This window comes from Antarctobacter sp., assembly GCF_048262615.1.
Classification (GTDB): Bacteria; Pseudomonadota; Alphaproteobacteria; order Rhodobacterales; family Rhodobacteraceae; genus Antarctobacter.
Map to the genome: position 1 here is coordinate 1 of NZ_JBLXFB010000037.1, position 19,141 is coordinate 19,141.

The following is a 19,141-nucleotide window of genomic DNA, read 5'->3' on the forward strand; positions in this document are numbered from 1 at the left end:
GCTAATAAAGGGTACAGTATGGCAATTAACGGTACAATATGAAAATTAAGGGTACATCGTGCCGCTGAAAACAAACGATAATTTTAAAGGCAATTCTGATTAATGAGGGTACAGTGACAGGAGCGCGCTATCTCGCGGCACAGCTCAACACCTTTGATGGCAACATCATCAACGCGCTTGCGGCCTATAACGCCGGCCCGGGTCGCGTGATCGAATACGGTGGTGTGCCGCCCTTCAAGGAAACCCGGCACTACGTCACGGTCATCCCGGAGCGCTACAACCTCTACCTGGCGCGGATCGGCGGGATCGAAGCGCTTGGTACGATCGACCCTGCCCTCCTGGCCAATGCCAATCTCTCGCTCACCGGCCATGGCGCCGCCTTCTATGGCAACAACGCGCCCGCCGCGATCCAGCAAGCCGCGCTGCGCATCCAGGACATCGTCACCCGCGTCGGCAGCACGTCGGATGTTCAGGAGAGCATGGCGCTCAACACCTATGCCCGCTCAGAGCTGGTCCGTCTGATAGCTGCGCGCATTCGACTGAAGGCAGCGCGCACACAGCCCCTCACCGCGGCCCAGCTCGCCCAAGCCGCCGCCCACATGGCCGAGGGCAATTACATGGAATTCACATTGGAGGATTTGGATTGATGTTTTGGTCACGTCGTTTCCCGCAGTTTCTGCGCAGTGCGTCACTTGTCAGCACCATCGCGATTGGCAGCTGTTTCTTCACCAGCACTCCGGGCCAGGCCCAGGGTGTGCCGGTCGTCGACACCCAGAACATCACCCAGAATATCCAGCAGCTTCGGCAGATGATCGAAGATGAAATCCTGCAGAACGAGCAGCTCACGCAACTTCGCGAACAGCTGGCCACACTCAGGGATCAACTCGCGGAGCTGCAACGCACCTATGAGGCGCTGACACGCCTCGCCGAGCTACCCGAGATTATCCGAACTCAGATGGAAGAGGAGCTGAACGGTCTCCTTGATCGGGAGTTCGGGGACATCATCGCAACCATCGAAGCAATCAAGACCGGCGACTTCTCCAGGCTCACAGGCTCCGGGGCCAGCAAGATCGAAACCCAGATGGACCGGGTGCTGGCCGATCTCGGCTTCGATGATGATACGCTCCGCGAGATGGCCACCAGCGGCAATGCAAGCGCCAACCGTATCGCGACGCAGGCGACCACCGGCGCCCTGGTCTCGGCCGCGGCCCAGAACAGCTACGACGATGCCGGGCAATCACTCGAGCGCGTTGATCGGCTCGTGGGCCTCATCGACGACATGGATGAGCTCAAGGAAAGCGTCGATCTCAACACCCGCGTCACGGCAGAGCTGGCCATCGCGCTTGTGGCCATGTGGCAGCTTGAAGCGGTGCAGACGGTGGGCGATGGCACCGGCGGTGTGATCGACGCCGCCACCATCGCCGAGGAGCAGCGCTTCATGGAGTTCACCCTCCCCACCCTACGTGCGGACTAATTCGAAACGTCAAAAGGATGACGAGTTTGGACGAAGAAACGGCCATCATCGAAGAAGAACTGGTCTACGGCGCCCTGCGCCGGGAACGGCTCTGGCAACGCCTCGGACTCCTGGGGCTGATCTTCGGCATCCTTGGCTGCCTCGGTGCTGCCGCGGTTGCGATCCTCGATGTGGATCCGCCACCCGTCGTCGTGCCCTACGATCCCAACACCGGCTTTGCTCTGCCCGAGGCCTCAGTTGGCGCCACCACCGTCACGGAAAACCAGGCCATCATCGAGGCGGAGGTCTTCCGCTATGTGACCGATCGTGAGGTCTATAACCAGCTCGACAATGATGTGCGCATCAGAAGCGTGCTGCGACGCTCGGACGGAGCCGCGCAGGCCTCTTTGCGCCAAATCTGGAACTCGGCGAACGCGCAATACCCGCCGACCGTCTATGGACCGAACGCAAGGCTTGAGGTCGAGATCCTCAGCATCAATCGGATCGGCAACAACCGGGCGAGCGTTCGGTTGCGCAAACGCCTGACCTCCATCAATGGCGTTCAGGCTGGGCTGTTCACGGCGACGATGCTCTTCGAGTTCCGCCCCGAGACCCGCCGCACCATCGATGAGGTCTGGACCAACCCCTTTGGATTTACCGTCATCGAGTATTCGATCCGCTCGGACAGATTGGAGAACTGAATTTGCGCCCCTTGAGTTTCATTCTAGTACTGGCGGTTCTTGTCCCCACTCTTGCCTTAGCCGAAGCTATTCCGCGCGGCGGCCCAAAGGACCGGCGCGTGCGGATCGCAACCTACCAGGAGGGACAGGTCTACCGGCTCAGCGTTTCGTTGACCCATGTCACCACCATCGAGTTTGGCGAGGGTGAAAGCATCCGGTCGATCATCGCTGGCGATACGGAAGGCTTCGAGATCGACGGCGTGCCGGGCGGGCGGGCCTTCGCCATCAAGCCGCTGGCCCGCGGTGTGCACACCAACGTCACGGTCTACACCAATCGCCGCAGCTACTATTTCAACGTGAATGAGGCCTCGAGCCCGACCTTCTACGTGGTCCAGTTCCGCTACCCTCAGGACAACCGCCGGGCGGCGGGTGCGATCGCACGTGCGGCGCCGAACTACAATTACGGCGCCAGTGCGCGTTCCGAGTTCACCCCGACGCGGATCTGGGATGACGGGACCTTCACCTATTTTGCCTTCCCGCGAAACGCACCGGTGCCCGGCATCTTCCGCTATGCGAACGGCCGTGAGCGCACGGTGAACACCGCCGTCGTGGAAGATGGCGCCATCCGAGTCTCCGGCGTGAGCCGCCAATGGGTGCTGCGGCTCGGCGAGGAAGTGGTTTGCATCGAAGCGACGACACCCTCGGGAGCGGGCTCATGAGCGACAATAACGCCGATCTTGAACAGCGCCTCGCCGCCTTGGAACAGGGCAACCCACGTCATGGGCCCGTTCAGAGGCGTCGATCGCCACTGCTCGCACTCCTCATTGTTGGATTGATCCTCGCCGGTGGTGCGCTGCTCTACCTCGTGTCAACGCCCGAGGAAGAGATCGCCCTGCCAACGGCGACGCCAGACGAGTTCCAATCCGAAGGGGATGGCTTTGGCGAGATCGAACCCTTTGTCCCACCCCCTGCCCCCGAACCGGAAATTGTCGTGGTTACGCCCGACCCGGTCGAACCCAATGCCGAGCTGCTTGCCCAGATCAAAGCCCTCCAGACCCAGATCGAGGAACTGAAGACCGCGCCGGAACCCGTGGTCGAGGAAGACACGGCTGCCGCAGATGCCATCGATGCGCTGACCGCGCAGATCGCGGCCTTGCAGGCGGCGTCAGAGGGAGCACAGGAACAATTCCGAGAGGAGCTTGCCGCCCGCGACCGGGCGATGCAGCAGTTGCGTACGGACCTGGAACTGGCTCGACTCGAGGCCAGCAAACCAACCCCTGCCCCGCTGGGCCCCTCTGAGGATGAGCTTCGTGCCCGGGAGGCGGAGCGTTTAGCCCGCGAAGAAGAAGCTCGGCGCATGGCGGAACTGCAGCGCCGCGCGGATGAGGAACGTGCCTTCCAGGAACGTCGGATTGCTTCGCCGGTTATTGCATTTGGAGGAACTGGCGGTGCCAATACCGGCGAGACGGCACTTTCCGAGCGCAGCTTTGGCGAAGTGACGGATTTCGTGCAGAATGGTGCACTGCCCAGCACCGTGACCCAGGCCGAGGTGATCGCCAACCCCTCGAACACCGTCATCCAGGGCACGATGATCCAGGCCGTGATGGAAACCGCCCTCGACAGCTCCCTGCCCGGCCAAACCCGTGCCATCATCTCCGAAGATGTCTTCAGCTTTGATGGCACGCGGCTGCTGATCCCGCGCGGCTCGCGTCTCATCGGCCGTTACCGGTCCGGCATCGAGATATCGCAGCGCCGCGTCACCATCGCCTGGGACCGAATTATCCTGCCTGACAATCAATCCATCCAGATCAGTGCTTTCGGGGGCGATGAATTGGGCCGGTCCGGCGTGACCGGATTTGTCGACACACGCTTTGCCCAACGCTTCGGCTCGGCCGCGCTCATCTCGATCATCTCCGCAGCCCCAAGCGCTGCCGCAGCCCAGGTCGAAAATGAAACCACAGCCGAAGTGCTCGAGGACGTTGGCGATGATCTGGCTGATGCCACCGATTCCGTGATCGGCGAATACCTCTCCATCGGCCCGGTCATCCATATCGATCAGGGTGCGCGCGTCACCGTCATGGTAGATCGTGATCTGGAGATCTTCTGACCCATGACGCTCTCCTATCTCCAGGCCTCGCTCGACAAGCTGCGGGATGCCGCCCGCGATGATGTGATCGAGATTTGCATCAATCCCGACGGCACCTGCTGGGGAGAATTCCAAGGCGACCATTTCATGCGAGTGTTGGACCAACGCCTTTCCGCCACAGAAGTCAAAGACCTCGGCAACCAGATCGCGTCCTCTGCCAGCACGACCATGAGCAAGGACAAACCCATCGTCTCGGTCTCGATCACCTATCGCGACCGGCCCATCCGCGCCCAGGTGGTGACGCCACCCGCCGTGCTTTCGGGCATGTCAATCTCGCTGCGCTTCTTCTCGAGCCTGCCGCTGGATCGGATTGAACTGAAGTTCCTCTACGGCGAGGAGCGCAAGCTCGAAGAGTTGCGACAGGAGAAGAACCGCGCTCTACGGGAAGTGGTGACCGCGGAAGACATCAACGATGCGCTGAAATTCTGCGTCGACAACAAGCTCAACATGATCGTCTCCGGTGGCACCTCAACCGGCAAGACCGTCGCCGCGCGCAAGATCCTGTCCCATGTTGGCGACGAGGAGCGGATCGTTACCATCGAGGAGGCCGCCGAACTTCTGCCCTCCCAACCAAATGCGGTCACCCTGATCGCCAATCGCGATGCGGAGTTCCAGACCGCCGATGTGCTTCTGACGGCAACCCTTCGCATGCGGCCCGACCGGATCATCCTCGGCGAGGTGCGCGGCAAGGAGGCCATGACCTTCCTCGAGGCCATCAACACCGGTCACGGCGGCTCGATGACCACGCTTCATGCCGAGACGCCGCAACTCGCCGTGCAGCGCCTGGCCATTGCCGCGCTCAAGACCGAGATCCCAATGACCTACCAGGACATGGTCCAATACATCGAAAGCTCGATCGACGTGATCATTCAGGCTGGTCGCGAAGATGGCGCACGCGGCATCACCGAATTCTATCTCCCCGGGACCAACACAAGCGGAGGCACCATCAATGAAGCAGTTTGAATACGACATCCTGTTCTTCGAAGTGAGGAAACAGAAGGACTTTGGCGAGATGCGCCGCATCCTGAACGAACGAGGTGCGGAAGGCTGGGAGGTCATCACGGCTGAGGCGGGTGACTACGGCTACACGACCTTCGTGAAACGCGAGATCACCGAGACGTCGAAATGAGGAAGGTCATCACCGTTGCATGTTTGCTGGGGCTTTGTTACGCGACACCCGGAACGGCCGAGCGCAACCTGATCCCTACGCTCGACAACCAACCCGATGTTTGCTCGGAACAGCCCCTCGAGCCGGAGTGGATGCAAAACATCGAAATGCGGGAGTCCTACAAGCGTCTCCTGGTTCAGCAAATCTACCGGGCAGAAAGCATGCAACGCATTGTTGATGCGCAGAGCTGCGAATGCGCCACACGCTATCCGCCCTGGGAGGCGGTCGAAGGCGTCTTCTTCGAGCGCTACGCGGCTTCAGAGTATTGGGATGTCGTCGAGGCAACATCGGAATACCGCAAGCGGGCAAACGAACTTCGGCGTGAGGCAATGCCGATTTGTGAAGCCGAAGGCAACTGGTAACCGTTCATGAGCGTCGTCACCTACTTCGTAGAAACAGCTGAAGGCTATCTTGACACGGCCGCAGAGACACAATTCGGCGCAGTGGCCGCGACAGTTGGCACATTGCTGGTTGTCGGAACGACGCTTGTGGTCATCCTGGTCTGCATCAATATGATCTATCAGTACCGCGCCATGGATGGGCGCACTGCCTTCTGGTTGGCCGTGAAACTCGCCTTGATAGGTGTGTTTGCTACGAATTGGGTTCAGTTCAATGGGCTCGCTTCAGCCATTCTGAGCGGTATCGACAGTATCGCGGGATCGCTGGTCGCCTCCGTCGGTGGCGGCGCTCCGGGGCCTTCAGGAACCTTCGCCGAAGAATTCGATGACCTCATCGCGGCACTTGGCGACTATCTCAATGCCGCAGGGTCCGAACTGAATTGGATGGCGGGAGCACTCTTGGACACGCTCGGGGTCCTGCTACTTTCAATCCTCGGCGGCTTGGCTGCATTTATCGTCGTCGCGTCACGGTTGATGGTCGCGCTCCTGATTGGGATCGCGCCCGTCATGATCTTCCTTACCCTCTTCGAGGTGACCAAGGACTATTTCGCACGCTGGCTATCGGCACTCATCTCCTTCGCAATGTACCCGATCATCGTGGCGGGTGTCTTCGCAACGATCACCGGGGTTTCAAGGGCCCTACTCGCAGAACTCGGCGATCCCGAGGGCGCTTCAAACATAGGGGCGCTCATCCCGTTCTTCATGATGGTGCTCATGGCCAAAGGCTTCATCATCGCGACACCTTTTATCGTCCGATCCGTCTCCGGCAACATCATGATGCCGGCGCTTTCAGCCGGATTTGGCGGGAGCTACGCCTTCGCCCGTGGGCTTGCCGGGAGCCAGCAGGTCTACAACCGATATGCCATTGGCGGCGCGACGGGTGCAGAGTATGCGGCGCTAAGGGCAAGACAATTCTTGGGAGTTCAATCGCTGCCGGCGCGTCCGAACTCTGCTGGAGGTCCGACTCCACCCCCTTCCAACACCTCCTCCGACACTGGTACCCAGATGCTGGCGCAACTCGCAAGGCTCGGACGGCTGGGGCGTCGATAGTCAATGTCTGGGCTCAGTCGGCGCGCCGACATTCGCTGCTCCGCACGTGAATTTGCACGATGCGAACTTTACCGCCGTTGCCCATCCGGGAGTTCGCTGACGCAGCATTCCCTTGCAGGTGCGGCACATCCATCGCCGCGTTGTAGCCAATTTCGCCAAAGCGGTTACTACAAGCCAATCTACGGTGCGAATTTCAAACCGCCCTTTCGCCATAACCGGGACCGATCATCGTAAAGTGGGACGGAGCCGCCATTTGTCTATAGGTTTGTGCCTGCGCAAAAACAGACCTCCCGCAACAAGCACTTTACGGCGGCACAGTGTGTTTGCCCGAAACGGACGCCAAACCCTGTTGTGAAATGCTTTTTACAAGCTGATTTTTGTTACAAACCGTGGTGACTGGAAAGACGCAGGACGTTCCCGATTTCCTAGCGCAAACCACGAACAGCAGCTATCTTCTCATCCGAGATCTGGCTAACTTCGTGACGAATTCAGCTCTATTAGCCGAACGTGACGATCCCTATTCGAAACTCGGCAGTTGGAGGGTTGTATTTCGCCGGTACGACGGCGTCCTTTTCGAGAAATGCATGGAACACTCCTTCAGCTCAACGATCCCGGTATCAATATCGGTAAAGCTGTTTCCCGAAAGATGAAGGCAAAATTTATTATTTCCTGGGCTCAATGCCCGAGAACACGATTTTCAACAATTGATCTGCAATCTCAGCTTCGCTCTTGTCGCCCTCAGGCGAATACCAGAATGCCATCTGATTGAAGGTCGAGAACAAAACATAGGCGACATATTTGGCTTCGCAGGGCGCGATCGAGCCTTCCTTCACACCAGCGTCGATCAATCCTTCTACCGCTTCCTGTCCCTTTTCCATGATCTTGCGCATCTTGGCCTTGTTCTCGGGGCCCAGATGCTTGTTGCCTTCGCGGATCAGGGCATAGCCGTAATCGCCGGTGCAAATCGTGGCGTAATTCTGGAAATAGGCACGCACCCTTTCAATCCCCGAAAGGGCGAGGTCGTTGACCCGCTCGAATATGTCCATGATCAGTTCAAGCGAGATTTCGACACACTGCAGCAGGATATCTTCCTTGTTCTTCACGTAATAATACAGCGCGGGTTTCGAGACATCGAGCAGGTCGGCCAGATCATTGATAGAGGTTTCGGAATAGCCCTTGGTGGTAAACTCATGTGCCGCAGTGTCGAGCAAAACCCGGCGTTTCAGCTTCTGCTGACGCTTGGAATCCTTGGTCTTGCGGCCCCAGCTGATCTCGTTCACGGCGTCCTCGCTTCGTGCTTGTTGGCGCAGGCATATATATGAATTACGCGGGATCGAAAAGCCGCCCCCGGGAATGGTGGTTTCCCGGGGGCGAGGTTTGTCAGGCGGCTGCGTCCTGCTTGATCATGTCGGCGGCTTTTTCACCGATCATGATACAGGTGGCGTTGGTGTTGCCGTTGATGATCTCGGGCATGATCGAGGCGTCCGCCACCCGCACATTGGCCAGCCCCCGAACCTTGAGCCGGGCATCGACCACGGCCATGTCATCGCGGCCCATCTTGCAGGTGCCGACCGGGTGGTAGGCGTGGTTGACCTCGGCGCGCAGGAAGTCGTCAATCTCGGCATCGGTGTCGAGGTAACGCTTGGGGTATAGCGGCTTGGCGATCTTATCCTTGAGCGGCGGGCCGTGAAGGATTTCCTGGGTCACCTTGAAGGCGTTGCGCATGTCCTTGAGGTCATCGACATGATCCAGAAGGTTCAGGTCGATATTGGGTTCGGACCCCGGATTGGCGTCCTTCAGCGTCAAACGCCCCCGGCTGCGCGGATGGCCGATATTGACGATCATGGTAAAGCCCCACTTGATCATCGACATGTAGTCATGGGCGTGGTTGCGATAGGGCAGCGGCACCATGTGAAGCTGGAAATCCGGGTTGTTCTTGCCCGGCTCAGACCGCAGGAAGCCACCCGCCGCCGTGGGCGGATTGGCGAGCCAGCCCTTGCGCTTGGTGAAATACTGGTAAAACGCGGCAAGGTTCTTGAGCGTGCCCAGCGGGCCCAGCGAAATACCGGTGCGTTTCTTCGACTTGAACACGAACATCACATCCGGATGATCATGCAGGTTTTCACCCACGCCGGGCAATTCGTGCTGCACCGTGATGCCGTGCTTTTCCAGCTCGTCGCGCGGCCCGATGCCCGAGAGCATCAGGATTTGCGGCGAGCCGAAGGCCCCGCCGCTGACGATGACCTCCTTGCCCACCTCGACCCGCTTGGTCTGGCCGTCCTGGTCGTATTCGACCGCCACCGCGCGGCCGTCTTCCATGACGATGCGGCGCACCGTGGCCTTGACCTGAATATCCAGGTTCTTGCGATCCATGATCGGATCGAGATAGCAGAACTTGACCGAGGCGCGTTCGCCGTTCTTGGTGGTGAACTGGTAGATGCCCAGCCCTTCGCGGTTGGCGCCGTTGAAATCGGCGGTCTTGGGGTAGTCCAGCTTTTCCCCCGAGGCGAGGAAGGCCGAATAGAAATCAAAGGACTCGTCGCCGTTGCTCACATGTAGCGGTCCGCTATCGCCGTGATAATCATCCGCGCCGCGTTCATTGTTCTCGGCCTTGCGGAAATAGGGCAGCACCTCGTCGTAGCTCCAACCTTCGTTGCCCAGTTCGGACCAGCGGTCATAGTCGCCGGACTCGCCCCGGATATAGACCATGCCGTTCATGCCCGACGAGCCGCCCAGCATCTTGCCGCGCGGGTGATAGAGCGAGCGATTGTTCAGCTTCTTCTGCGGCGCGGTGCGGAAGCGCCAGTTCAACTTGTTGATCTTGTAGTCCTGGATCAGCCCGGCGAACATGCCGGGGATCGAGACGAATTTGGAGTTCCCCGGACCGCCCGCTTCCAAAAGCGTGACGGTGGTGTTGGGGTCTTCGGATAGACGGGCGGCGACAACCCCTCCCGAGGATCCTCCGCCGATGACGACATAATCTGCCATTGTTACTCTCCCTGTTATCTATGTGTCTGTGTCAGACGATTTTCTTCATCACCGCCAAGAGCGTGTCAGTCAGCTTGCCGTAAGGCGGGTTGAGCAGGTCGGCCGAATTCAGCCGCGCCTGCCGGAAGACCGGCTTGTGGGCGCTGAAACTGTCAAACCCGGCCTTGCCGGTGTGGGTGCCCATGCCGCTGGCCCCGATGCCGCCAAAGGGCAGCTTTTCCTGGAACACGTGGAACAGGGTTTCGTTGACGCACATCCCCCCGGCCCAGGTGTTTTGCAGCATGTATTTTTCCTTGGCGCGGTCATGGCCGAACCAATAGAGCGCCAGCGGGCGGTCATGGCTGTTGATGTAATTCGTGACCTCGTCCAGCCTGTCATAGGTCTTGATCGACAGGACCGGGCCAAACACCTCTTCCTGCATGACCGTCATGTCCTCGGTCGGGTTGATCACCATGTTGAGCGGCAGGACACGGTTGTTGGTGCTGCCTTCGCCGCCATCCGGGTTGACCGTGACCACCTTTGCCCCCTTGTCACGCGCGTCTGTCACCAGATTGCGCAGGCGGTCGTAATGGCGGTCCGAGACAATGGTGGTGTAGTCCTCGTTGCCTTCGAGCTTGGGGAAGAACTTGGTAAAGCCCTTCTTCATGTCCTCGACAAACCCGTCGAGCTTCTCGGTCGGGACAAAGATGTAATCCACCCCGATACAGGTCTGGCCACAGTTCAGCACCTTGCCACGCAGGATCGAGTTGACCGCCTTGGACGGATCATAGCTGTGGTCGATGATCGCCGGGCATTTGCCGCCCAGTTCCAGCGTGATCGGCGTCAGGTTCGGCGCCGCCGCCTGGGCAATCTTGCGGCCCACGGCGGTGGAGCCGGTAAAGATCAAATGATCGAACGGCAGTTCGGCGAAGGCGTTGCCCAGGTCCGGCCCGCCGGTGACGATGGCCAACAGGTCCTCGTCGAAATTGTCCGACACGAGGTTGCCCAGAAGCTCGGTCGTGTGCACCGTCACCTCGCTGGGCTTGATCATCATCCGGTTGCCCGCGGCCAGCGCGTGCACGGCAGGCAAAAGCGCGATGGCATAAGGATAGTTCCACGGGGCGATATTGCCGATCACGCCCAGGGGTTGTGGCATGATCTTGCTTGTGGCGGGCAGCGAATGCAGGGTGGTGCCCACCCGGCGCGTGCGCATCCAGCGGCGCAGGTGCCGGCGGGCGTGTTTGGCCCCCGAGATGACGAGCATGAGATCGGCCAGTGTGGTTTCGCGCACCGAACGGTTGCCGAAATCCTTGTCGATGGCCTCGCAGATGTCGTGCTTATGTTTTTCCGTCAGGGTCAGCAGCTTTTCGATATTGCCGCGCCGTTCCTGATAGGACGGGTAAGGGTTGGCGTTCGACGCCGCCTTCTGGCGGGCAAAAAGCGCCTTGAGATCGTCGATGGACGTATCCGGGACGATGGGTGTCGCATGCGAATTCATTGTGTTTCCTTTCTGTCCGAAAGGCCGACCGGCAGGGGCATCTGGGCAAGCCTGGAGAACCGGCTAGCGGGTTGGGCCGTGGGTCGCGCGCGCGTTGGCGCTGCAAATCGAACTGTTACAGGCTTGATGCCGGGGGCCTCACACCGATTGGCAGAGGCCCCCGAAAGGGAGTGGGATCAGTAGTCGAGCCCGCGCGCCACAACTTCCCAGGCGCTGTTGTTGACCTTGGCCATGATAAAGGTATCCGAGCCCTGGTGGTCATCGGCCGAGAAGCTGACCGGTTGACCGCCGATCGGGTCTACATAGCCTTCTATCGCCTCGGTGGCCGCAAGGAAGTTTTCGGTGGTCAGGTCTTTGCCTGCCTCTTGCAGCGCCTTAATTGTCAGATCGGCAAAGATGTAGCCAAGCTGCGCCTGCGGTTCCATTGCCTTGCCGTGAGTGGCTTCATAGGCTTTGAGAATCCGCTTGGCTTCACCTTCGGCATTAGCGGCGGACTCATAGACGAAGGGCGCGACAAGGTACAGGTTCTGCATAGCGCCACCGGCAGCCCCAGCCACGGCATCCATGTAGGGCACCATTCCGGTCACGAAGATGGGCTCGAAGCCCAGTTTCTTGGCGGTGGCCACGGTGATGATCGTGTCCCGCACCGAGGTGGACAGGAAGACGATGTCACAGCCTGCGTTCTTCAGTGTGGTCACCGACGAGGTCAGGTCGGTCTCGGTGGCGGAATGTTCCGTTTTGGCGACGATCTTCATCCCATATTCGGCCAGTTGATCCTCGACCCCGTGGGTCATCTCCTCGCCCGCTTCATTGGCGATTTGCGCAACGCAAGGCGTGGAATAACCGCCATTTTCGTAGAAATAGGCGGCCGCAGCCCTGAACTGCTCATAATAGCTGCGGAAAAAGCTATAGACCATTGGGTTCACCGGATCGGTCATGACCTTTGAGGCGGTCAATGGGTACATGTTTGGCACCCCGGCGTTGAACTGAGTTGGCATCACGGCAAGGTTTTGCGGAGTGCCAAGGGCACCGATGATTGCAAAAACCTTGTCCCGGCGGATCAGCTTGTTTGCTGCCTGCACCGCGCGCGGCACTTGGTATTGCATGTCCTCGATGACAATCTCGATCTTGCGGCCATGCACACCGCCCGCTGCGTTGGCTTCATCGATACGCATGCGCATACCATTGGCACTGGGCACGCCCCAAACGGCCAGTGGCCCGGAAAGGTCGGTATACGATCCCAGTTTGATACTGTCGGCGCTCACCCCTTGGGTTTCCGCCAGTGCCGGTGTGCCCAGAAGGGCAGCGGCACTCAATGCTGCGATAAGTTGTTTCATGTTCTCCTCCGTTGGTTGATTCAGTACATGCTCGCGATCAGATCGCCGTACTTCTCCTCCACGACCTTTCTCTTGAGCTTCATGGTTGGTGTCAGTTCCTCGTCATCTGCTGTCAGAAGGATGTCTATCAGGCGAAATTTCTTAACCTGTTCGACGGACGCAAAGCCTTTGTTGACGGATGCGATTTCCTTATCGATCAGTTCTTCGATAGCCGGGTTGCGGCATAGCGATTTGTAATCGCTAAAGGGGATGCGCTGTTCCTGGGCGTATTTCTCGACATTTTCCTGGTCGATCATGATCAGCGCTGTCAGGAACTTGCGCTTGTCTCCTATGACAACAGCGTCGGAGATATACGGCGAGAATTTTAGCTCGTTTTCCATCAATGACGGCGTGATGTTCTTACCGCCCGCTGTGATGATGATGTCCTTTTTCCGGTCAAGAATGAACAGATCGCCATTCTGATCCAGCTTGCCGATGTCACCGGTATAGACCCAGCCATCAAGAACGGTTTCATCGGTTTTTTCAGGCGCGTTGTGATAGCCCGAGAAGTTGCTGCGCGCGCGGACAAGTATTTCACCATCCTCAGCGATTTTTAACTCCACGCCGCGGAAGGCTCGCCCAACCGATCCGATGGGGGATTGTCCTGGCACCGTAGCGGTGATGATCCCGGTCTCGGTCTGGCCGTAAGCTTCTTGCACGCTGACCCCAAGCGTCTGGAACCAATTCAATAGGTTGGGTGAGATCGGCGCCGCGCCGGACAGGATGGTGTGGGTCCGGTTGATACCCAGTTCAATGCGGATATTGCGCAGCACGGCATAGTCTGTGAGTTTTGCCGCCATTCGCGTGAGGAAAGAGCCACCGCCAGCCTGCACCTTTTCATTCAAGCGCAGTGCCAAGTTATAGGCCTTTCGACCCAAAGGCGTGCCTTCCTGCATGATGAAATTGATGCGGGAATAAAACTTCTCCCATACGCGTGGCACGGCGAAGATGGCCGTGGGAGCAACCTCTTGAATATCCTTTGCAAAAGTCTCGCCGCTTTCGGCAAAGTTAATGACCGAACCATAGCGGATCGGGATCGCCACCGAGATAATCCGCTCCGCCGCATGGCATAACGGTAGAAAGGTCAGGAACTCGTCCCCCGGACCAAAGGGCAGGTCCGGCGAATTGTCGGCCTGTGACAAGATATATCGGTTCGACACCTGTGCCCCCTTGGGGTTGCCGGTGGTGCCCGAGGTATAGATCAGGATCGCGAGATCTTCGGGCAGACCCGCGTCGATGCGCTTGTCCCATTCGACCTCCAACCTGGCACGGTCCTCATCGCCCAGCGCCAGAAATGCCTCCCATGACATGACCTTGGGGTGCGAAAAACGGCGTAACCCTTCCATGTCGTAGACCACCACATGTTTCAGGTAGGGCAGCTTTGTTTCTTGTTCGAGGAACTTATCAAGCTGCTCCTCATCCTCGACAAACAGAACCTTGGCCTGGCTATCGTTGAGTTGAAACGCCATCTGGCGTGACTGCAATGTCGGGTAAAGTCCGTGACAGACGCACCGAATACCCTGAGTTCCCAGGTCGGTGAACACCCATTCCTTGTTGTCTTCACTGATGATCGCGGCGACATCGCCGGTTTTCATCCCCAGGGACAAGAGCGCCACTCCAACCTGCCGGGCGCGGTCGTAATAATCTGCCCAGCTATAGGCTCGCCAGATACCAAGCTCTTTTTCGCGCATGGCAATGGTATTGCCTCGCGCGAGGCAATTCTGGCGAAACAGCTTGGCGAAGGTGTCGCAGCCGTCGATTAAAACGGTGGGCGGGTTCCAGTTCACAGTTTCTAGCGCCATGTCTTTTTCCCTTTCCAGCGACGTTCTTCGCGCACGCCTTCGTCCTTCACGCCGAGGTAGAACTCTTGGATGTTTTCGCTGGCCAATAGGCGATCGCGGTCGCCTTCCATGACGATGCGCCCGGTCTCCATCACGTAGCCGAAGTCGCAGGTTTCCAGCGCCACGGCGGCGTTCTGTTCTACCAAAAGCATAGTCACGCCTTCCTCGCGATTGATGTGTTTGATGATGTCGAAAATCTCGCCGATCAGACGCGGGGAGAGGCCGAGGGAAGGTTCGTCCAGCAGCATAAGGCGTGGCTTCTGCATGAAGGCGCGGCCAAGCGCCAGCATCTGCTGCTGGCCGCCGGACAGATAGGCCGCCTGTTTGTCGATAAAGCTGCGCAGGTCCGGGAACCAACCCAGCACCTTTTCGAAATCCTGTTGCACCGCTCCCCTATCCCGGCGGCAATATGCCCCCAGCATCAGGTTGTCGCGCACAGACAAGAGCGAGAACACCTCGCGCCCCTCGGGTACATGGGCCACGCCCATTCGGGCGACCACGTCAGGGTCTTGCGAGGAAATCTCGTTCCCATCGAGCTTGATCGATCCTTTGAAGGGGTCCAAGGCGCCCGAGATGGTTTTCAGGATCGTGGTCTTGCCCGCGCCGTTTGAGCCCATGATCGACACGATTTTGCCCTCAAGCACGGACAGGCTTACCCCGCGGATCGCCATGACCCTGCCATAGAATGTTTCAACGTTTTCCAGTTTTAATAGATCAGTCATGGCCGGTCCCCAGATAGGCGTGTTGAACATCCTGATTGTCCTGAACCTCGGCGGCCGTGCCTTCCGCCAGAAACCGCCCCTCGGCGATAGCAAGCACCTTATCGGACACTTTGTTCACCAACTTCATGTCGTGCTCGATCATCACCACGGTAATGCCGAGGTCTGCTTTGATATCCTCGATCCAGAAGGCGATGTCGGCGGTTTCCTCGGTGGTCAGACCACTGGACGGTTCATCCAGCAACAACAGCTCGGGTCCGGCGACCAAAGCGCGAGCAATCTCGATCTTTTTGCGGATTCCATACGGCAGATCAGACACGCGAGCGTGGCGATGTGCCTGAAGATCAAGGAACTCAATCACTTCCTCGGCCTTGCGGCGATGCGCCAGTTCCTGCTCCAACTGCCCACCGGCAAAAAAGAGCTCGCGCAGAGGTTTGAAACCATCCCGGCTGTGGCGACCAATCAGCAGGTTTTCGAGCATTGTTGCATGTTCGAACAGCTCGATATTTTGGAAGGTCCGAGCAATGCCGCGGCGCACGATCTGGTGCGGCTTGGCCGAGAGCAGGCTTTCACCACCCAGCCGAACATCGCCCGCTACCGGGTCGTAGATCCGGCAGATCAAGTTGAACACCGTGCTCTTGCCCGCACCATTCGGACCAATGATGGTATAGACCGTATCCGGCTCGACCGAAAAGGACAGGTTGTCCACCGCCTTCAAACCGCCAAAGGTTAGGGTAAGGTTTTCAACTTCCAGCCAGCTCATCTCAGACGCTCCGTTTTGAGGAAGGTTTTCTGACGCTGGAAGCTGCGTCGCTTGTACATCGGGAAGATGTTGAAATAGTGGTGGATCTTGAGCCAACGACCATAAAGCCCGTCTGGTTCGAACAGCATGAACACCACCAGGATTAGGCCAAAGGCAAGGCTATCAAGCCCGCTGGACGCAGCTACGCCCGCGGGCAGCAGCACCTTTATCCAGCTCAGAACCGTTGGGAGCAGCATGATGAAGAACGCGCCAAAGACGGCTCCATGAATGGTGCCAAGGCCACCCACGACGATCATCAGCAAGAGCCGGATCGATTCCCCCATTCCGAAACTCTCCGGGCTGAGAAAGAAAAAGGCATGGGCCAAAAGCGTGCCCGCCAGACCGGCCAGTGCGGCAGAAAGGAAGAAGGCATAGGCCTTGAAGAAGGCAATATCGACACCAAGACCCCGAGCCGAAACTTCGCTATCGCGGATCGCAATCATCGCCCGACCGCTACGCGAGCGGGTGAGGTTTCGCACCAACAAGAGCACACCTACGAACACTCCGAGATTGACGAAATACTTCTGCCAGCTCTCGAACAGCTCGACGCCAAAGATGGTGATTTCTGGAACGGGCATACCGCCGTGACCACCGGTGAAATCCCCTCCTGACCCGATCAGGCGCTCGATGATGAGCGCAAAGGCCAGGGTCGCAATGGCAAGATAAAGTCCATGCATCTTGGAGCAGATCCGACCCAGCGCTAGCCCTGCAATGCCGGAGATCAGCGCGGCCAAGGGCACTGACAAGAGCCATGGCACACCGTAACGTGTCATCATGATTGTATGGGCATAGGCCCCGATAGCGACAAAGGCCGCGTGGCCGAAACTGACTTGTCCCGAGAAGCCGGTAAGGATCATCAGGCCCAGACCAGCAATGGCGTAAATGTAAACGAAACTGAGTTCGTCCAGATAGTAGCCATCGACCAAGAGCGGCATCAGCAGCGCCACCGCAAGGAAACCCAGGTACCAAGCAGCCTGTGCACCGTCGCGAAAAAGTCGGATGTCCTGTTCATAGGATTTTCGGAAGGTAATACGCATCGGATCAGACCTTTTTTTGGTGCATCTGGGAAAGCAACCCTTGCGGACGAACCAGCAGCACTGCGAACATGATCACATAGGCCCCAACGCCCTTGAGCGTCGGGAAGGCGGTGTCGAAGAATGGCTCGGCAAAACCAATAAGCAAGCAGCCAAGCACTGCGCCTGGGATCGACCCGAACCCACCGACGATGGCCCCTGCAAAGGCCTTGAATCCGATGAATCCTATCTGCGTGGACACCAGCGCAATCGGACCGAGAAGAAGCCCGGCCAGCGCGCCGAACATTGCGGCTAGAGCCCATATTGAAGAGGTCAGCCGCTTGACCGGCATACCCATATAAAAGGCAGCCAGTTGGTTGAGCGACAATGCCTGCATCGCAATGCCGACCCGCGAGAAGCGGAAAAAGAGGAAGAGAGCCAGTGACAAGAGCGCTGCAGCCAGGATGGCAATCACGTGATCCCAGCCGATGATCACACCCGTAAGGTCAATTGTACCGGGCATCATCGAGGGCAGTGAGAAACTGTCGAACCCCCAAAACATCCCCGCCAGCGCGCGCAGCACGATGCCGGTGGCCAGCGTCAGGATAAAGACGACAAAGACCGGCTGTCCGGTCATCCGTCGGATCACCAGCGCGTCATAAGTATATCCGATGCCCCCTAGCACGGCGATGGCCAGAAGAAAGCCAAGCCAGAATGGCATTCCCCAGAGCACGATAAACTGGAACCCGAAAAAGGCCCCGAGCATCATGAACTCGCTTTGGGCAAAGTTGATTTGTTCTGTGGCCTTGTAGATCAGCACAAGGCCGATCGCGATAAGGCTGTAAAGACTGCCCTGCGCCAAGCCAATAATGGCAAGCTGCATGACATCCGCGAAGTTGAGGCCGGTCATGAGGCAACACTCCAATAGGACAATATTTCGGTAACGGTCATCTCTCGCGCGCCGGCGGCAGTCGGGGGCGCAGCTGGGGTTCTGGAAAACCTCGGAGCAGGAGCGGGCTGGATAACGCCGTCAACATCGACGAATGTGCAGCGCGCCTTGTTTTGTGGGTGATCAGGTGCTTCAGACATCGAGAGAACCGGGGCAAAACAGGCATCGGTTCCTTCCAATATGGCGCACCATTCATCGCGGGTCTTGCTGGCGAAGACTTCAGTCAAGCGTTCCTTTTTCAAAGTCTGCGTTGTAGAGGTATACTGATCTTTGAACACCGGATCATTTGTGAGGCCCATGCGCTCAAGGAATTCGGCATAGAATTGCGGTTCGAGGCAGCCCAGCGCGACATACTGTCGGTCCAAGGTTTCATAGCAGCCGTACCAGGCCATACCTCCATTCAGGAAGTTCGAGCCCCGTTCATTGTCGTTCCAGAAACCGGCGGACAAGAACCCATACTGCATCGCCATCATCAGCGCCGATCCGTCGGTCATCGCGGTGTCGACGACCTGTCCTTGCCCGGTCGCACGTGCATGTGTCAGGGCGGCCAAGACTCCAACGCTCAGCATCATTGCCCCACCGGCCAAATCGCCGACGACGTTCAGCGGTACCGTTGGGGGTGCGTCTGCATCGCCCACCGACCAGATAGCCCCCGACAGGGCGGCATAATTCAAATCATGTCCTGCTGCCTGCGCCAGCGGGCCGGTCTGTCCCCAGCCAGTCATCCGACCGTAGACCAGTGCGGGACTGCGCCCGAGCACCTCGTCCGGGCCAAATCCTAGCTTTTCCATAACGCCGGGACGAAAGCCCTCGATCAGAATTTCGGCCCGCTCCAACAATTGCCAAAGGGCCGCCTGCCCATCATCTGTCTGCAAATCCAGCACCACCGATCGGCGCGAGCGGTCGTAGATGTTAAACTTTTCCTTGATCGGGAACGGATACTTCTGCCCTGGGCGTGCAACTCGCACCACCTCGGCTCCGAGATCGGCAAGATGCATGGCAGAAAATGGAGCGGGTCCAAGCCCGGCCATCTCGACCACACGCACACCTTTTAGTGGACCACTGCGAAGTTGCATACGCC

18 protein-coding genes and 1 pseudogene are annotated in these 19,141 nt (G+C 58.5%); 9 read left to right on the forward strand and 10 right to left on the reverse strand.

The window, feature by feature from the left end:
• Positions 1 to 119: 119 nt before the first annotated feature.
• The 9 genes and pseudogenes from ACN0S5_RS22165 to ACN0S5_RS22205 form a co-directional block, all read left to right on the forward strand.
• A pseudogene (locus ACN0S5_RS22165) lies at positions 120 to 647 on the forward strand (lytic transglycosylase domain-containing protein); the annotation flags it as partial.
• Positions 647 to 1,474, forward strand: coding sequence for a type IV secretion system protein (locus ACN0S5_RS22170; RefSeq protein ID WP_071974212.1), 828 nt, complete (start codon positions 647 to 649; stop codon positions 1,472 to 1,474). The pseudogene ACN0S5_RS22165 and the gene ACN0S5_RS22170, both read left to right, overlap by 1 nt.
• Positions 1,475 to 1,491: 17 nt before the next feature.
• Entirely contained in the window at positions 1,492 to 2,154 is a 663-nt protein-coding gene (locus ACN0S5_RS22175; protein ID WP_071974211.1) for a virB8 family protein, read from the forward strand.
• Positions 2,151 to 2,852, forward strand: coding sequence for a TrbG/VirB9 family P-type conjugative transfer protein (locus ACN0S5_RS22180; protein WP_071974210.1), 702 nt, complete (start codon positions 2,151 to 2,153; stop codon positions 2,850 to 2,852). The genes ACN0S5_RS22175 and ACN0S5_RS22180 overlap by 4 nt, the downstream gene beginning before the upstream one ends.
• Entirely contained in the window at positions 2,849 to 4,240 is a 1,392-nt protein-coding gene (locus ACN0S5_RS22185; protein WP_071974209.1) for a TrbI/VirB10 family protein, read from the forward strand. Before ACN0S5_RS22180 ends, ACN0S5_RS22185 begins: the two co-directional genes overlap by 4 nt.
• A 3-nt stretch (positions 4,241 to 4,243) precedes the next feature.
• A complete protein-coding gene (locus tag ACN0S5_RS22190) occupies positions 4,244 to 5,242 on the forward strand; it encodes an ATPase, T2SS/T4P/T4SS family (protein ID WP_071974208.1) in 999 nt (332 codons plus the stop codon).
• On the forward strand, positions 5,229 to 5,408 hold the full coding sequence (locus tag ACN0S5_RS22195; protein ID WP_071974207.1) for a hypothetical protein: 180 nt from the start codon (positions 5,229 to 5,231) through the stop codon (positions 5,406 to 5,408). Before ACN0S5_RS22190 ends, ACN0S5_RS22195 begins: the two co-directional genes overlap by 14 nt.
• The gene (locus tag ACN0S5_RS22200) at positions 5,405 to 5,809 is read left to right on the forward strand and encodes a hypothetical protein (RefSeq protein ID WP_071974206.1); all 405 of its coding nucleotides are present in this window, start codon (positions 5,405 to 5,407) and stop codon (positions 5,807 to 5,809) included. The genes ACN0S5_RS22195 and ACN0S5_RS22200 overlap by 4 nt, the downstream gene beginning before the upstream one ends.
• A 6-nt stretch (positions 5,810 to 5,815) precedes the next feature.
• On the forward strand, positions 5,816 to 6,895 hold the full coding sequence (locus ACN0S5_RS22205) for a type IV secretion system protein (protein ID WP_071974205.1): 1,080 nt from the start codon (positions 5,816 to 5,818) through the stop codon (positions 6,893 to 6,895).
• Between the two features lie 662 nt (positions 6,896 to 7,557).
• On the opposite strand, the gene ACN0S5_RS22210 is transcribed toward ACN0S5_RS22205, so the two are convergent.
• The 10 genes from ACN0S5_RS22210 to ACN0S5_RS22255 all read right to left on the reverse strand — a co-directional run bounded on the left by ACN0S5_RS22210 (position 7,558) and on the right by ACN0S5_RS22255 (position 19,136).
• Positions 7,558 to 8,175 carry a TetR/AcrR family transcriptional regulator gene (locus ACN0S5_RS22210; RefSeq protein WP_071974204.1) on the reverse strand — a complete coding sequence of 206 codons (618 nt, stop codon included), beginning with the start codon at positions 8,173 to 8,175 and terminating at the stop codon, positions 7,558 to 7,560.
• Between the two features lie 100 nt (positions 8,176 to 8,275).
• Positions 8,276 to 9,883: a GMC family oxidoreductase gene (locus tag ACN0S5_RS22215; protein WP_071974203.1), complete on the reverse strand. Its 1,608-nt coding sequence runs from the start codon at positions 9,881 to 9,883 to the stop codon at positions 8,276 to 8,278.
• A gap of 31 nt (positions 9,884 to 9,914) precedes the next feature.
• Positions 9,915 to 11,360, reverse strand: a complete 1,446-nt coding sequence (locus ACN0S5_RS22220) for a coniferyl aldehyde dehydrogenase (protein ID WP_083545782.1) — start codon at positions 11,358 to 11,360, stop codon at positions 9,915 to 9,917.
• Positions 11,361 to 11,536: 176 nt separating this feature from the next.
• Positions 11,537 to 12,697 carry an ABC transporter substrate-binding protein gene (locus tag ACN0S5_RS22225; protein WP_071974202.1) on the reverse strand — a complete coding sequence of 387 codons (1,161 nt, stop codon included), beginning with the start codon at positions 12,695 to 12,697 and terminating at the stop codon, positions 11,537 to 11,539.
• A gap of 20 nt (positions 12,698 to 12,717) precedes the next feature.
• Positions 12,718 to 14,538 carry an AMP-dependent synthetase/ligase gene (locus ACN0S5_RS22230; RefSeq protein WP_071974201.1) on the reverse strand — a complete coding sequence of 607 codons (1,821 nt, stop codon included), beginning with the start codon at positions 14,536 to 14,538 and terminating at the stop codon, positions 12,718 to 12,720.
• The gene (locus tag ACN0S5_RS22235; protein ID WP_379862613.1) at positions 14,529 to 15,329 is read right to left on the reverse strand and encodes an ABC transporter ATP-binding protein; all 801 of its coding nucleotides are present in this window, start codon (positions 15,327 to 15,329) and stop codon (positions 14,529 to 14,531) included. Before ACN0S5_RS22235 ends, ACN0S5_RS22230 begins: the two co-directional genes overlap by 10 nt.
• Positions 15,292 to 16,059, reverse strand: a complete 768-nt coding sequence (locus ACN0S5_RS22240) for an ABC transporter ATP-binding protein (RefSeq protein ID WP_071974199.1) — start codon at positions 16,057 to 16,059, stop codon at positions 15,292 to 15,294. The genes ACN0S5_RS22235 and ACN0S5_RS22240 overlap by 38 nt, the downstream gene beginning before the upstream one ends.
• Positions 16,056 to 17,135: a branched-chain amino acid ABC transporter permease gene (locus ACN0S5_RS22245; RefSeq protein ID WP_071974198.1), complete on the reverse strand. Its 1,080-nt coding sequence runs from the start codon at positions 17,133 to 17,135 to the stop codon at positions 16,056 to 16,058. The genes ACN0S5_RS22240 and ACN0S5_RS22245 overlap by 4 nt, the downstream gene beginning before the upstream one ends.
• Before the next feature lie 4 nt (positions 17,136 to 17,139).
• On the reverse strand, positions 17,140 to 18,021 hold the full coding sequence (locus ACN0S5_RS22250) for a branched-chain amino acid ABC transporter permease (RefSeq protein ID WP_071974197.1): 882 nt from the start codon (positions 18,019 to 18,021) through the stop codon (positions 17,140 to 17,142).
• Positions 18,018 to 19,136 (reverse strand): CaiB/BaiF CoA transferase family protein, encoded by a 1,119-nt coding sequence (locus ACN0S5_RS22255; protein WP_071974196.1) that lies wholly within the window; start codon positions 19,134 to 19,136, stop codon positions 18,018 to 18,020. The genes ACN0S5_RS22250 and ACN0S5_RS22255 overlap by 4 nt, the downstream gene beginning before the upstream one ends.
• Positions 19,137 to 19,141 lie beyond the last annotated feature (5 nt).